Source organism: Halomonas sp. TH-94 (genome assembly GCF_057473365.1).
In genome coordinates, this window is sequence record NZ_JBYCKL010000055.1 from 1 (window position 1) to 15008 (window position 15008).

The window sequence follows — 15008 nt, forward strand, 5'->3', positions numbered from 1 at the left end:
AGGTTGTAGAGCAGCAGCGCCAGCAGCCCACCATACAGAACGCTGTAGGCCATCAGCTTGGTCTGGGTGCGTTCGAGGAAACTGACGTCGTCCATCAGCAAAAGCGGCATGGCGGGCAGCAGCCCATCATGGCTCGCCAAGCGGATGAAGAGCTGGCGGGTTTCGTTCGGCCCCATATAGATCGGCAACACGAAGGAGTGGTGGCTGACCGGACGAGAAGCAAACGGGCGCCGGCTGCCGGTGCTCCACTGCTGCAACACTCTGCCCTGGGAGTCGACGGCGTAGGCATCGATGAAATCCGGCAGCGGCGAGGCCAGTTCGAGGTGGCGGCGCAAGGGAGCGTGGGAACCATTCTCCAGTTCCATCTTCAGCCACCAGGCCGAGCGGGTGAAACCGAAATTGGGCACTTCCTGCTGGAGAGGCCGCCAGGAAAGCGCCTCACCCTGCTCCAGCAGCCGATGAATGCTGAACTGGGCGGAGCCGTCCTCGAGCACCTCCACCTGTGAGGCGGGGTTGATGACGACCGAGGGCGAGGTGATGTCGACGGCGGCCTGGGCCTGCCACGACAGCAACCACAAAAGCGACCAGAGTAGAGAGGCCATCCATTTGGCCATGCCGGCTGGTCCTCCGGCTTGCGTGCAGCGCATGAGTCCAGCGCCTCCATATCGTGTCCTTACGATCTCTCCACTCTAGCAGGTTTGCTTCATTGCGGCTCTTCTAATAAAACGGCCCCACCCGCACGGGTGAGGCCGGACATCGCCAGAACGCTCGCTGTCAGCTGAGCGAAATGGTGCTGTTGATACCGCTCGAGACGTTCTCGGGTTCGAACCAGCGTGCCGTTACGGTCTTGGTCTGAGTCCAGAACTGAATCGCCTGCTTGCCGTTGGGGCCCAGATCGCCCAGCTTCGAGGCCCGCGAACCGGTGAAGCTGAAGTAGGCCACCGGCACCGGGATCGGCACGTTGATGCCCACCTGGCCCACGTCGATGTCGCTCTCGAAGCGACGCGCCACCCAGCCGGAGTTGGTGAAGATCGAGGTGCCGTTGCCGTTGGGGTTGGCGTTGATGAACGCGATCGCCTCGTCCAGGGTGTCGACGCTGACCACACACAGCACCGGACCGAAGATCTCCTCGCGGTAGATGGTCATCTCCGGCTTTACGTCGGCGAACACGGTGGCGCCGACGAAGTTGCCGTCCGGGTAGCCTTCCACCTCACAGCCGCGGCCATCGACGAGCAACTTGGCGCCCTCTTTCTCGCCGGCATCGATCAAACGCTCCACGCGCTCCTTGGCGGCCGGCGAGACCAGCGGACCGAGGTCGGCATCGCGCTGGGTGCCCGGGCCCACCTTCATGTTGCGCGCGCCCTCGACGATATCGTCGAGCCATTGGTTGGCCTCGCCCACCAGCACCACCACGGAGTTGGCCATGCAGCGCTGGCCCGCGGCACCGAAGGCGGAACCCAGCAGGTTGTTGATCGCCTGGCTGCGGTTGGCGTCGGGCATCACCACGCAGTGGTTCTTGGCGCCCATCATCGACTGCACACGCTTGCCGGCATCCGAGGCGCGGCGGTAGATGTGCGTGCCGACGTTGGTGGAACCGATGAAGGAGAGCGCCTTGATATCCGGGTGATCGCAGATCTGGTTGGCCACGTCGGGTCCACCGTGGACCACGTTGAGTACGCCGGCCGGCACACCCGCCTCGTGGGCCAGCTCGACCAGACGCATGGTGGAGCTCGGGTCCTGCTCGGAGGGCTTGAGCACGAAGGTGTTGCCGGCGGCGATGGCCAGCGGGAACATGAAGCACGGCAGCATGATGGGGAAGTTGAAGGCGGTGATGCCCGCCCCCACGCCCAGCGGCTGGTTGAGGGTGTAGACGTCCACCTCGCTGGCGGCGTTTTCGGCCAGCTCGCCGAGCTGCAGCGAGGTGATGGAGCAGGCGTGCTCCACCACTTCCAGGCCGCGGCCCACCTCACCGGCGGCGTCGGGCAGGGTCTTGCCGTGCTCCTCGGTGATCAGCGCGGCGAGCTCCTCGGTGTGCTCGCGAATCAGCGCCTGCAGCGTAAGCATGATGCGCATGCGCTTGGCGAGCGGCGTCTTGCGCCAGGTCTTGAACGCCTCCTTGCCGCTGGCCACCGCACGATCGACCTCCTCGGCGGTACAGAACGGCACCCGCGCCACCACTTCCTGGGTAGCGGGGTTGATCACGTCTCGCCACTCCTGACTCTGGGACGGGACGGGCTTGCCGTCGATGTACATGGGGATTTCGCGAACGGACATGGCGCTTCTCCTTGGGATGCACGGCATATTGCCTGCGCCTCCCTTATCGTCGTTGTTTGGTTGGGTCGGCTTAGACTTTGTGTGTATAAAAGCACGAAACAAGTTGGATTCGAGTCTATACAGTCACTCGTCGGCGTGACAACGGGCACTTCTTCACATTATTTGTGCAAGAATGCACAACCAGCCTCGTTTGGAAACATCGCCCCATGGTCGACTGGCAGGACATTCAGATCTTTCTCGAAGTGGCGCGCAGCCAGCGGCTCACCGACGCCGCCCGGCGCCTGGGACTCGACCACTCCACGCTGTCGCGCCGTACCAGGCGCTTCGAGCAGAAACTCAATACCCAGCTCTTCGAGCGTAGCACTCATGGCTACCACCTGACCGAGGCCGGCCAGCAGCTGCTGGCACACGCCGAGGAGATGGCCCGTCACGCCTTCGAGGCCGGCGAAAGCCTGGCCGACAAGAACCGTCAATTGAGCGGTCAGATTCGCCTGGGCGTCACCGAGGGTTTCGGTACCTGGGTCGTCGCCCCACTGCTTTCCGCCTTCTGCGAGCGCCACCCCGGCATCACCCTGGACCTGCTGGCCCTGCCCCGGGTGGTGAACCTGAGCCGCCACGAGGCAGACCTGGCCATCACCGTGGAGCGGCCGGCGAGCCAGGGGCTGATCGTCTCGCGACTGTGCGACTACCGCCTGCGGCTCTACGGCAGCCAGGCTTATTTCCAGCGTCACGGCCGCCCTGCCCGCCTTGCCGAGCTGGGTCACCATCGTCTTATCGGCTACGTGGACGACCTGATCTTCAGCGAACAGCTGAGCTATCTCGAACCGCTGCTCGATCCGGCAGTGGTCGGTGCCGCACCGCACTTCTCGATCCGCAGCACCAGCGTGACCACCCAGCACGCCGCCGCCCAGCAGGGGGCGGGACTCGCCGTGCTGCCCTGCTTCATGGCCGAACCCGGCAACCCGCTGGAAAGCGTGCTTAATGAAGAGGTCCAGATCGTGCGCCAGTTCTGGATCACCGCCCGCCAGGAGCAGCGCCGCCTGGCGCGGGTGCGGCTGCTATGGGATTTCCTGCGTGAGGCGCTGGAGGCCAACCGGGCGCTGCTGATGGGAGAGTCGCGGGAGCTGGTGCTTCCCGCGACCTCGGGGTAGAAGTACGCCGTCAGGCGGCGGATTCGCAGCCGAGCTGACGGGCGGCCTCTCGCCCCGCAATGGCGCCAAGCACCACGGCACTGAGCAACCCGTTACCGGAGAGATAACCGCTGTCGCCCGAGCCGGAAACCCCACGCGCCGCACCGCCGGCGGCGAACAGATTGTCGAAGGGGGAGCCATCCTGGCGCAGCACGCGCGCCTGGCTGTTCACTTCGAGACCGCCCTGGGTATGGAACAGCGCCCCGGTCACCTTGATCGCATGAAAAGGGGACTCCAGCAGATCTTCCTTGCTGAAGGTGCGCCCGAAAACATCGGCCTCGCCGCTTTCTGCCAGAGCCTGCATCTCGGCAAAGGTTTCACGCACAGCCTCCACGGGCAGTGCCAGCTCGCGGGCCATGGTCTCCAGGCTGTCGAAAGTGCGCACCGCCCCGGCAATGTGGGCATTGCGGTAATCCTCGAACTCCAGCGCCGCCCGGTGAATGCGCCGGTCGAAGAGGTTCCATGCCATACCGCCCGGCTGAGCCAGTACCTTGGCCGCCTGCTCCGAATAGCCGCCGTGTTCGTTGGAAAAGCGCCGCCCCTGGCGGTTGATCTGCACCCCGCCGCGCATCATTACCGCCCAGGTAATGAGCGTCTGGTGCGGCATGGCCAACGAGCCGTGCCCCTGGCAGGCTCCCAGATCCTTGAGGCTGGCACCCATCGCTTCGCCCCATAGCACGGCATCGCCCTGGTTGCCTTCGTGGCCGAAGTAGAGCGCTTCCTTCAACGTCGGTAAATGACGTGCCACCAGCTCCGGGTTGCCGCCGTAGCCGTTGCATGCCAGCACCAGGGCATCGCAGCCGAATGACTCCCGGCTGCCGTCGGGACGTTCGAGCGTGACGCCATGTACCCGACCGGCATCGTCCACATGAAGATCCACTACTTGAGCCTCGGTCAGCAGGTCGATACCTGCCGCCTCCACCGCGTTGAGCAAGCTGCCCATCAGCTCATCCCCCGTGCGCCTCGGCGTGGCGTGCATGCGCATTCGGCTATGTCCGGGGTAGAGAAAGCCCTCCACCAGGTCGAAAGGCACGCCGTGGGCGTCGGCCAGCCACTCCACCACGCCGGCCGAGGCCTCGGTCAAGGCGCGCACGATGCCAGGATCCGCTTGATGACCGTTCTTGCGCTGGATGTCCTCGGCCATCAGCTTGGGGCTGTCCGCTACGCCTCGCTGCTCCTGGAAGCGCGTGCCTGCCGCAGGAATGAACCCCTGGGACATGGAGGTGCTCCCCCGCGGCAACGCATCGCGCTCCAGCACCACGGCCGAGATGCCCTGTTCATGGGCCGCGAGCGCTGCGACAAGACCGCAGGCCCCCGCGCCGACAATCACCAGCGGCACGTGCGTCTCGAACGCCTCTTCACCACCAAAGGCCACGATTCCCATGACATTACTCCTCCTTGCTGCTGGCCTGAGCCCGGTAGGCATCGATGATCTCCCCGGCCGGGGCCTGCCACACTTCGGCATGACCGGCGATATGGTCGAGCACCGCTTCCAGACAGCCGATGCGATGCGGCTGGCCGACGAGCCAAGGGTGCAGATTGAGAGCCAGCAGCCGCCCCCCCTGCTCTCGCCCCTCCTGCAGCAGATAGTCGAAGGCGTCCTTGACCTGGTTCGCCCAGCTGTCCTCCGAATGCAGGTTCTGGCACATCACGAACTGATCCTCGATCTCGGTGGAGAGCGGCAGCATGGTCAGCTCTCCGCGCTCGGTGGCGAAGGCGTAGGGCATATCGTCATTGACCCAGTCGCAGCAGTACTCGATGCCGTTCTCGGCCAGCAGGTCCGGCGTGTTCCAGCTCTGGTGCTTGGCCGGGCTCAGCCAGCCCCGCACCGGCTGGCCGGTCAGCTCGCGTAGCGTCGTCACCGAGCGGCGTACGATCTCCGCCTCCGCGTCACGATTCTGGCCGCCGTAATGCAGGTGGTCCATGTTCCAGCCGTGACACAGGAACTCACCGCCGTGGGCCTTGAGACGCTCCACCAGATAGGGGGTCTGCTCGGCGAGCTGGGCATTGATCGCCCAGGTCGGGCGGATGCCTCGCTGCTCGAAGGCCTTGAGCATGCGGTAGATGCCCACCCGGTTGCCGTAGTCGCGCAGCGAGTAATGGCGCAGGTCCGGGTAGGGCATGGTCATGCCGTTGGGCACCTTGAACGGCACGCCGCGCTGATCGAGCGGATAGAACTGCAGCGAGACGTTGATCCACACCGCCAATGGCTTGTCGCCGGGCCAGCGGACCGGCGTACGGTCGCCCAGCATCGACCAGGCGTAGCGCCGATGATCGTAGCCGTGACGCCGCCAGGGGTAGCTCAGGTATTCCGATTCGAGGGACATGACTCAGCGCCTCCCGGCCGCGTCGGCCTTGGCATCGATGTCGCGCAGGGCATCGTCGTAGTGATGGGCGAGATAATGCTGGGCGATCTCGCGGCCGGTAGCGACCCATACGTCGCTATGGCCGGTGATGTACTCCAGCGCCTCCTCGAACGCCTTGATGCGGTGGGGGCAGCTGACCTGATAGCTGTGAGTGGGGATGCACATCACCGTGCCCGATTCGGCGCCCTCGGCATAGAGCCGGTCGAAGTGACGCTTGAGCATGGTCAGGTAGTGGCGTGGCTCCACCTTGTTCACCGCATAGACGATGGTGTCGTTCATCTCCAGCGAATAGGGCATGGAGATGAAGCGCCGGTCCGAGCGCAGGCGAATCGGCGTCGGCTGGTCGTCGTGGAACAGGTCACAGGTATAAAGGCCGCCCTCTTCGCCGAACAGCTCCTGGCCCACCTCGGCGAAAAGATCCAGGGTGTGCTCCGAGTGGGACAGCGCTGGCGCCAGGTAGCCGGCGCACTTTTGTCCGGTGTGGCGATGGATGGTCTCGATGCCGTCGCGGATCATCTCCCGTTCCTGGGCCTCGCTCAGGCCATAGGTGTAGCGGGTGTTGTAGATGCCGTGGCTGAAGAACTCCCAGTCACGCTCACGGCACATCGCGATGATCTCGGGGTGGTGCTCGCACAGCGCCACCGAGAGCGAGACCGAGCCGCGGATACCGTATTTGTCGAGCAGCGCCATCTGGCGCTGATGGCCGACCCGGTTGCCGTAGTCGCGAATGCTGAAGCCCGGCACCGAGGGGTGCGGCGTGGGCCACGGCTTGCGCTGCGGGTTGGCCGGCGGATCGAGTTCGTAATATTCGATGTTGGGCGCCACCCAGAAGGCGACCCGCGCCCCGCCGGGCCAGGCGATCCTGGGCCGGTTCTCGTAGGGCCAGTAATCGTAGGCGCCAAGACTTTCCTTCATGTCAGCCTCCTCGCGACTCAGGCTTGCTCGGTCGAGCGCGTTTCGAGCCAGGCCAGCACATCGGCCACGTTCATCACATCGCTGTACTTCAGATGCAGGTCGGTGAGATTGGCGTAGTGGTAGCTCTCGTGCTTGTCGGCCACACACTCCATCGGCACGATGGTGCGGTAACCCCGCGACAGGCTGTCCACCGCAGTGGCGCGAATGCAGCCCGAGGTGGAACCGCCGGTGACGATAACGGTGTCGACCTGATGCCACACCAGCAGCGACTGCAGCGGGGTTTCGAAGAAGGCCGAGGGCATGCGCTTGGTGTAGATCACGTCGCCCTTTTCGATTTGCACCCGCTCGTCGAAGGCGGCGCGGTCGGAGCCGTACTTGATGTTCTGCAGCGAGTCGGGGGTATCGGTGCGCGTACCCCATACGCCGGCATCCTCGGCGGAGTCGAGAAAGGCCACGTGGGTCCAGACCACCGGCCAGCCAAGCCTGCGGAAGCCACTCGCCAGCTGGTTGACGTACTCGAGCTGGTTGGGGTCGGTCTCGTAGGCGGTCGGGTAAAGGTCGGTGCGAGTGTAGGCCTTCTGCGGGTCGACGTTGACCAGCACCGCCTTGTTGCCGAAGCCGAACGGCACGCGCTGGGGGTTGGCCATCACCTCGAAGAAGATCTCCTTGGCGGTTTTATCAGTCGTGATCATGCGCTCTCTCCTTTGGGAAACCCTGATTTATTGCGGCGGCAACCAGCCTCTCTTCGCTCGCGACATGAATCAGCGCTTCCTCAGTCGCTGTAATTGTCGTGCTGCCAGACATTCATCCATGCCTCAGCGGCCGTCGTACTTCTCGCCCAGCTCGAGCATCTTGCGGGTACCCAGCACTTCGTTGAGCTGGCCGAAGTCGAGCATGCGCTCGCGGAAGGCGTCGGTGGTACCGTCACGGTGCAGAGTGTCGAAGAACTGACTCGCCATGTGAGTGAAGGCTCGCACCAGGGCGCCTGGGAAGATCACCAGCGAAAATCCCAGCTCCTCGAGGGCCTGGGCGTTCTGCAACGGCGTATCCCCCCCCTCCACCATGTTGGCCATGATGGGAATCTTGCCGCGAAACTCGGCCATGATGCTGGCGATGTCAGCGTCGCTGCGAATGCCTTCGATGAACAGCATGTCGACACCGGCTTCGCGGTAGGCATGGGCGCGCTCGATGGCTCGCTCGGTACCCTCCACAGCCACCGCATCGGTACGGCCGATGATCAGGGTCGCCTCGCTTTCTCGGGCATCCAGGGCGGCCTTGAGCTTGCCCACCATTTCGTCTTCCGGAACCAGTGTCTTGCCACGCAGGTGACCGCAGCGCTTGGGGTAGGTCTGGTCCTCGAGCTGGATGGCGTTGGCCCCGGCGCGCTCCAGCATGCGCACGCTGCGCATGACATTCATGGCGTTGCCGAAGCCGGTATCGCAATCGACCACCACCGAGAGCTCGGTGCGCTCACGGATATGCGACATCACGTCGTTGACCTCGCTCACGCTGACCAGACCGATATCGGGGCGGCCAAGCTGGGTGTAGGCGATACTGGCCCCGGAAAGATAGACGGTATCGAAGCCAGCATCGGCGGCAAGGGAAGCGCTCAGAGCGTCGTAGACGCCCGGCGCAACGACGATCTCGGGAGCGTGCAGCCTGGCCTTCAAGTCGCTGGCGTGAAGAGTCATGGCAGGAGGTTTCCTCGCATGTACATGAAGTCGATAAATGGAACGAAGCGTTCTCTCAGGGCCGTGACAGCGCCAGGTCGTTCCAGACCTGTTGTCGCGCTATCCGGCCGTGGCGCAGTTCGAAGCGGTCGATGAAACGCACACCGGCAAAGGAGGTTCCGTCGGGCCATTGACCCTCGAGCTCGCCATGGCAGAACACTGTCGCCACGCCACCGTCGCCGCAGGTTTCCACCGCCGCGATGTGCTTACGCACGAAGCGATAGCGACTACCGGCCCAGGCCACCAGCTCGTCGAGCCGATGCATCTCGCCGCTGCCGGGAAAGACCATGGTGAAGTCCTCATCGAGCAGGGCGCCGGCACGCTCGAGATCGCGCGCTTCCATGGCCGCGAGGAAAGTGCGCACGAGCTCCTCGGGAGAGGCAGTGGGCGTATCGACAGACATGGTCTTCTCCAAGAGAGCCTTTATCGTTGTTTGGCGCTATTCTTCTCATTGCATGGCACATTAACCTGTCCTATGCATAATACATTTCTATGTCTACTTCATGCCTCGCGTCAAGCGCCACATCACGACCATCCAAGTACAAGGACCGAACCATGAACGATACGCATGCGACTTCCGTCGGGGGCACAAAGGCCCATCGCATCTATCTGCTGCTCAAGGATGCGATTCTCAGCGGCAGGCTGGCACCGGGCCGCAAGCTACCGGGCGAGCTGAAGCTGGCGGAGCAGTACGGCGTATCGCGGGTCACGGTCAGACGCGCCATGCAGGCGCTCGATGAAGCAGGACTGGTGGAGCGCAAGCCGGGGCTCGGTACCGTTGTACTGGAGCAGCCGCTGGATGCCACGGTGATGACCGCAAGCGTAGCCAACCTGCTGCCCAACATGGTCAAGATGAGCAAGGCCTCGCGGGTGCGGCTGCTGGAGTTCTGCTACGTCAAGCCGCCGGAGCCGGTGCGCGAGGGCCTGGGGCTGCGTGAGGGAGAACGCGTGCAGCGCTCGATCCGCGTGCGCATGGCCGATGACAAGCCGTTCTCCTACCTGGTGACGCACGTACCGGAATACATCGCCCTGCATTACAACGAGGCGGATCTTTCACAGACGCCGCTATTTGCCCTGCTCGAACGCAGCGGCGTAAAGGTCGACCACGCCGCCCAGACCATCTCGGCCACCCTGGCGACCCACGAAGTGGCCGAAGCGCTGGACGTCTCGGTGGGCTCGCCGCTGATTTCACTCACACGCGTGGTCTACGACGAAGAGGGGCGCGGGGTGGAGCACCTCGATGCGCTTTACCGCCCCGACCGTTACCGCATCCAGATCGACCTCAACCGCACCGGCGATGAGGCGGCCCGGTATTGGGAACCGATGGCGTCGGATCCGCGGAATGCAGAAACCGAACGGCAGGAAGCGTGAGCCTTGGCGCAACAGCTCATATTGTTCTATTTTTAATACAGATAAAAAGATACATAAAATACATTTGACCTGTGGCATCGGTCTAGGATAGTTGTATGAATCAAACGGGATGAAAACAACGCAACCTCGGTGACGCAACCGACATGACAATGCCAACGACCCTGTTCGACAAGGTGTGGGATGCCCACGAGATTCTGCGCAGCGAAAGCGGCCAGAGCCTGCTGTGGATCGATCGCCACTTCGTGCACGAAGGCTCCTTTCATGCCTTCAACAAGCTGCACGAGCGTGAGCTGGCGGTGTCGCGTCCCGACCTGACCTTCGGCATTGCCGATCACTACGTGCCGACCCTGACCCGCAAGCTGGACGACATCGGTGACGCCAAGGTGCGCGGCATGATCGAGCAGCTCGCGGGCAATGCACAACGCCACGGCATCACCCTGTTCGGTCTCGACGACCCACGCCAGGGCATCGTTCACGTACTCGGCCCCGAGCAGGGGCTGACCCAGCCGGGGCTGCTGATGGTGTGCGGCGATAGCCACACCTCTACCCATGGCGCCTTCGGCAGCATCGCCTTCGGCATCGGCGCCTCGGAAGTCGCCCACGTGCTGGCCACCCAGACCCTTTGGCAGAGCCGCCCGAAGAAGATGCGCCTGACCGTCGATGGCGAACTGCCGGCCGGTATTTCCGCCAAGGACATCGCGCTGACCTGGATCGCCCGTCTGGGTGCCGACGGAGCTCGCGGCTATGCCATCGAGTATGCCGGCAGCGCTATCCGCAGCCTGTCGATGGAAGCGCGCCTGACGCTGTGCAACCTCTCCATCGAGGGCGGTGCCCGCTGCGGCATGATCGCCCCCGACGACACCACCTTCGACTATCTTCGCGAACGTCCTTTCGCTCCCAGCGGGGAGCAGTGGGGGCAGGCGCTGGCCTACTGGCAGACGTTGAAGAGCGACGACGGCGCCCACTTCGACCGGGAGGTTACGCTTACCGCGGCCGATATCGCCCCCACCGTGACCTGGGGCGTTTCACCGGAGGAGGCCCTACCCATCGACGGCCGTGTGCCCGACCCTGCCGTCCAGCGCGATGCCGGCAAGGCTCGCCAGCTGCGCGACAGCCTCGACTACATGGGGCTCTCCCCCGGACAGAAGCTCACCGACATCGCCATCGACCGGGTTTTCATCGGCTCGTGCACCAACGCCCGACTGGAGGACCTGCGCGCCGCCGCCGAGGTGCTGAAAGGCCGACGCAGCAAGGTACCGGGCATCGTCTCGCCCGGCTCCACCCAGGTGAAGCGGCAAGCCGAAGCCGAAGGGCTGGATGCCGTGTTTCGTGAAGCGGGCCTGGAGTGGCGCGAATCCGGCTGCTCCATGTGCGTAGGCATGAACGGCGACCTGGTACCGGCCGGCGAGCGCTGCGCCTCTACCACCAATCGCAACTTCAAGGGCCGCCAGGGGCCGGGAGCCAGGACCCACCTGATGTCTCCGGCCATGGTGGCAGCGGCCGCCGTCGCCGGCCATCTAGCCGATATTCGCGAGCTGTGACAGGAGCCGAGTGATGGAACCGATCAAGATCATCGACGCCCCGGCCTGCCCGCTGCCGCTGGCCAACGTGGATACCGACCAGCTGATTCCAGCTCGTTTCATGAAGGAGCCTCGCAGCGTTGGCTACGGCCAGTTCCTGCTCCACGACCTGCGCCACGACAGCAGCGGCCGGCCGGACTCGGGGTTCATCCTCAATCATCCGCAAGCGGCGCAGGCGAAGACCCTGGTGGCACGTCGCAACTTCGGTGCCGGCTCGTCGCGGGAGGCGGCCGTCTACGCGCTGGTGGACTACGGCTTTCGCTGCGTGGTCGCCCCGAGCTTCGGCGACATTTTCGCCTCCAACGCGGTCAACAACGGCCTGCTGCCGGCCACTGTAAGCGAAGAAGACGCCGAAGCGCTGCTCGCTGCGCTGGGTGAAGCCCCGGGGCCACTGCACGTCGACCTGGAAACGCAGCGCATCGGTATCGGTGAACTGAGCGTTGCGTTCACCCTTGCCCCCACCTGGCGCACCAAGCTGCTCAACGGCTGGGACGACATCGACATGACCCGGCAGTACACCGGGGAAATCGAACGCTTCGCCACTCGCTATGCCAGCCGATGCCCCTGGCTCGAGGTCGGCCCATCGCAGGTGATTGCACGGGGCTGACACCGGCTGGCTGCCCTACTGGGCCAACAACAAGACGCAAGACAACCAACGCGGTAGACAAGGAGAACAATCATGAAAAAGCCTCTTATCGTATCCCTGAGCATGGCCGCCCTGGTGGCCTCCGGTCATGCCCTGGCCGTGGACCGAATCAGCGCCGTTCACGCCTTTCCGCCCTCGCTGATCTACACCCAGAGCTTCCTCGAGTTCGTCGACAAGGTGAACGAGCGCGGTGAAGGCGTGGTGCAGATCGACGTACGTGGCGGCCCCGAGGTCATCGGCCTCTCCGAACAGCCCGATGCCGTACGCAACGGCGTAGTCGACATGGCCTACACCGCAGCCAGCTTCTACGCCGGCACCGTGCCCGAACGCGACGCCATGGTGGCCTCCAACACCAACGCCATCTTCGCCCGCGAGAACGGCGGCATCGATCTGCTCAACCAGATCCACCAGGACAAGATGGGTGTCTATTACCTGGGCTGGTTCGACAGCGGGGTGAGCTACAACCTCTACACCATCAACGAGCCGCGCCTGAACGATGACGGCAACCTCAGCGTTTCCGGCCTGACCCTGCGCAGCAACCCCGTTTATGACGCCTTCTTCCAGGACTACCTGGGCGCCCAGCCGATCAGCCTGCCCACCACCGACGTCTACTCGGCGCTCGAGCGCAACGTGGTCAACGCCACCGGCTGGACCCAGATCGGTCTCAAGGATCTCAACTGGGACCGCTTCCTCAACTACCGTATCGATCCCGACTTCTTCTCCACCGACATGGGCGTGATCGTCAACCTCGACAGCTGGAACGGCCTGAGCGAGGAAGCCCGCGAGATCCTGCAGGAAGTGGCGATCGAGCACGAGCGTGCCAGCGCCGAGCGCTTCGACGTGCTGGCCGAAGAGCAGCAGGCCGAGCTGGAAGCGGATGGCATGCAGGTCTTCCGCCTGGAAGGCGAGGCCGGCGAGCGTTTCTCCGAGGCTGCCCGTGAAGCCACCTGGGAGCGTATGCGCCGCCAGATGGAGCGCCACCCCATGGGCCTCGAACACTACGACGAGCTGATCGAGAAGTTCAACGACCTGTAACAGGCGTGGGCCGGCCTTGATTGGCCGGCCCAACCCACATGGCGGCTTCGCCTCTACCTTCTCGTCCGGGACTCCTCATGCGCTACGCGAGTCGAGCTTATCTGCTGGTGCTCAATGGCATGGCCCTCGTCGCCGCCATCATGCTGGTGTGGTTGATGGTCGCCATCGTGCTCTCGGTGGTGATCCGCAACCTGGGGCTGCAGCCTTCGGCGTGGTTCTTTCTCTCCACCGAGTACGCCATGTTCTACCTGACCCTGCTGGGCGCGCCCTGGCTGGTGCGGCACAAGGGCCATGTGCACATCGAACTGCTTACTTCGATCCTGCCACCGCTGGCACTGCAGGTGCTGAGCCGCCTGGTGGCGCTGCTGTGCGTGGCGGTCTGTGTGGTGCTGGCCTGGAAGGGCTATGACCTGGTGTCGATGAACCTCATGCGCAACGACTATGACGTGCGCGCCTTCTTCGTGCCGAAATGGATCCTCACCATCGCTTATCCGGTGTGCTTTTTCATGATGGCCATCGAATTCGCCCGCTTCGTGGTAGGGCGGGACATCCTTCACAGCGGCGAAGCGGGGATCAAGGAATAATGGAATGGTATCTGGCCCTGGCCTTTCTGCTGGCTCTGATTCTCGGCTTCATGGCCATCGGTACGCCGATCGCCCTGGCCTTCCTCGCCGCCAACGTCATCGGCGCCTGGTACTTCATGGGCGGCCAGAACGGTCTCATTCAACTGCTCAATAACGGTTTCGGTGCCCTCTCCAGCTTCAACCTGGTGCCGATCCCGCTGTTCCTTCTGATGGGCGAGCTGTTCTTCCGCACCGGCCTGGGCATGCGCATGTTCAACGCCATCGACCAGCTGATGGGCAAGGTACCCGGCCGACTCTCCTACGTCACCGTGGTGGGCGGTACCGGGTTTTCCACCCTCAGCGGCTCTTCGATGGGCTCCACCGCGCTGATGGGCTCGCTGCTGGTGCCGGAGATGGAGCGCCGCGGCTACAAGAAGCGCATGGCCATCGGCCCGATCCTGGGCACCGGGGGGCTTGCGATCATCATTCCACCCTCGGCGCTTGCGGTACTGCTGGCCACCCTGGCCAAGGTCGACATCGGTGCCCTGCTGATCGCCGGCATCATGCCGGGTCTGGTGCTGGCCGGGTTCTACATCGTCACCATCTGGATCCAGACCCGGCTCGATCCGGACGCAGCGCCCAATTACGAACTCGAACCGGTGCCGTTCAAGCAGAAACTGCTGCTGGTGGTCACCGACATCCTGCCGATGATCAGCGTGATGGTGTTCATCGTGGCGCTGATGCTGATGGGCTTCGCCACGCCCTCCGAGGCGGCGGCGTTCGGCGCTCTCGGCGCCATCGTGCTGGCGGTGGTCTTCCGCTGCATGACCTGGGAGGCGTTCAAGCTTTCGGTGATCGGTGCACTCAAGGTCACGTTGATGGCGTACTTGATCGTGTTCGGCTCGGCGACCTTCAGTCAGCTGCTGGCCTTCTCGGGCGCTTCCAGTGGGCTGATCCAGTGGGCCACCAGCTTCGATCTGGCGCCGATTCTGATGCTGTTGGCGATGTTCGCCGTGCTGCTGGTGCTCGGTACCTTCATGGAGCAGATCTCGATCATGATGCTCACGGTGCCGTTCTTCTTCCCGCTGGCCCAGGTGCTCGGCTTCGACCCCATCTGGTTCGGCATCATCATGCTGCTGGCGCTGGAAATCAGTTTTTCCACGCCGCCACTGGGACTGTTGCTGTTCGTGATGAAAGGCGTGGCGCCCAAGGGCACCACCATGCGCGAAATCTACTCCGCAGCCATTCCCTATATCCTCTGCTCGATGCTGCTGGTCGCGCTGCTGATCGTGTTCCCCGGCATCGCCACCTGGCTGCCCGGGATGATCAACTGACCCT

General features: G+C 63.9%; 15 protein-coding genes. 7 read left to right on the plus strand and 8 right to left on the minus strand.

Annotated elements, in window-relative coordinates; translation table 11 throughout:
- Both AC2VNO_RS10495 and AC2VNO_RS10500 read right to left on the minus strand, forming a co-directional pair.
- The coding region (locus AC2VNO_RS10495; protein ID WP_486934081.1) for a 7TMR-DISMED2 domain-containing protein at positions 1–614 on the minus strand (614 nt) is incomplete at its 3' end.
- Positions 615–774: 160 nt separating this feature from the next.
- The gene (locus AC2VNO_RS10500; protein ID WP_486934082.1) at positions 775–2274 is read right to left on the minus strand and encodes a CoA-acylating methylmalonate-semialdehyde dehydrogenase; all 1500 of its coding nucleotides are present in this window, start codon (positions 2272–2274) and stop codon (positions 775–777) included.
- A gap of 206 nt (positions 2275–2480) precedes the next feature.
- Between AC2VNO_RS10500 and AC2VNO_RS10505 the strand changes: the two genes are divergently transcribed.
- Positions 2481–3425: a LysR family transcriptional regulator gene (locus AC2VNO_RS10505; RefSeq protein ID WP_486934083.1), complete on the plus strand. Its 945-nt coding sequence runs from the start codon at positions 2481–2483 to the stop codon at positions 3423–3425.
- Positions 3426–3435: 10 nt separating this feature from the next.
- On the opposite strand, the gene AC2VNO_RS10510 is transcribed toward AC2VNO_RS10505, so the two are convergent.
- The 6 genes from AC2VNO_RS10510 to AC2VNO_RS10535 all read right to left on the minus strand — a co-directional run bounded on the left by AC2VNO_RS10510 (position 3436) and on the right by AC2VNO_RS10535 (position 8878).
- Positions 3436–4848: an FAD-dependent oxidoreductase gene (locus tag AC2VNO_RS10510; protein WP_486934084.1), complete on the minus strand. Its 1413-nt coding sequence runs from the start codon at positions 4846–4848 to the stop codon at positions 3436–3438.
- A 4-nt stretch (positions 4849–4852) separates the two neighbouring features.
- On the minus strand, positions 4853–5791 hold the full coding sequence (locus tag AC2VNO_RS10515) for a polysaccharide deacetylase family protein (RefSeq protein ID WP_486934085.1): 939 nt from the start codon (positions 5789–5791) through the stop codon (positions 4853–4855).
- Between the two features lie 3 nt (positions 5792–5794).
- Positions 5795–6745: a polysaccharide deacetylase family protein gene (locus tag AC2VNO_RS10520; RefSeq protein ID WP_486934086.1), complete on the minus strand. Its 951-nt coding sequence runs from the start codon at positions 6743–6745 to the stop codon at positions 5795–5797.
- A 17-nt stretch (positions 6746–6762) separates the two neighbouring features.
- On the minus strand, positions 6763–7437 hold the full coding sequence (locus AC2VNO_RS10525) for an isochorismatase family protein (protein WP_486934087.1): 675 nt from the start codon (positions 7435–7437) through the stop codon (positions 6763–6765).
- A 123-nt stretch (positions 7438–7560) separates the two neighbouring features.
- Entirely contained in the window at positions 7561–8436 is an 876-nt protein-coding gene (locus tag AC2VNO_RS10530) for an isocitrate lyase/PEP mutase family protein (RefSeq protein WP_486934088.1), read from the minus strand.
- A gap of 55 nt (positions 8437–8491) precedes the next feature.
- Positions 8492–8878 carry a nuclear transport factor 2 family protein gene (locus AC2VNO_RS10535; RefSeq protein ID WP_486934089.1) on the minus strand — a complete coding sequence of 129 codons (387 nt, stop codon included), beginning with the start codon at positions 8876–8878 and terminating at the stop codon, positions 8492–8494.
- Between the two features lie 152 nt (positions 8879–9030).
- Here AC2VNO_RS10535 and AC2VNO_RS10540 point away from each other — a divergent pair, with 152 nt between their 5' ends.
- The 6 genes from AC2VNO_RS10540 (at position 9031) to AC2VNO_RS10565 (ending at position 15004) form a co-directional block, all read left to right on the plus strand.
- Positions 9031–9846 (plus strand): GntR family transcriptional regulator, encoded by an 816-nt coding sequence (locus AC2VNO_RS10540; RefSeq protein ID WP_486934090.1) that lies wholly within the window; start codon positions 9031–9033, stop codon positions 9844–9846.
- A gap of 143 nt (positions 9847–9989) precedes the next feature.
- Entirely contained in the window at positions 9990–11387 is a 1398-nt protein-coding gene (gene leuC, locus AC2VNO_RS10545) for a 3-isopropylmalate dehydratase large subunit (protein ID WP_486934091.1), read from the plus strand.
- A gap of 13 nt (positions 11388–11400) precedes the next feature.
- The gene (leuD, locus tag AC2VNO_RS10550) at positions 11401–12033 is read left to right on the plus strand and encodes a 3-isopropylmalate dehydratase small subunit (RefSeq protein WP_486934092.1); all 633 of its coding nucleotides are present in this window, start codon (positions 11401–11403) and stop codon (positions 12031–12033) included.
- Positions 12034–12105: 72 nt separating this feature from the next.
- Positions 12106–13107, plus strand: a complete 1002-nt coding sequence (gene dctP / locus AC2VNO_RS10555) for a TRAP transporter substrate-binding protein DctP (protein WP_486934093.1) — start codon at positions 12106–12108, stop codon at positions 13105–13107.
- 77 nt (positions 13108–13184) lie between these two features.
- Positions 13185–13691, plus strand: a complete 507-nt coding sequence (locus tag AC2VNO_RS10560) for a TRAP transporter small permease (protein WP_486934094.1) — start codon at positions 13185–13187, stop codon at positions 13689–13691.
- Positions 13691–15004 (plus strand): TRAP transporter large permease, encoded by a 1314-nt coding sequence (locus AC2VNO_RS10565; RefSeq protein ID WP_486934095.1) that lies wholly within the window; start codon positions 13691–13693, stop codon positions 15002–15004. The genes AC2VNO_RS10560 and AC2VNO_RS10565 overlap by 1 nt, the downstream gene beginning before the upstream one ends.
- Positions 15005–15008 lie beyond the last annotated feature (4 nt).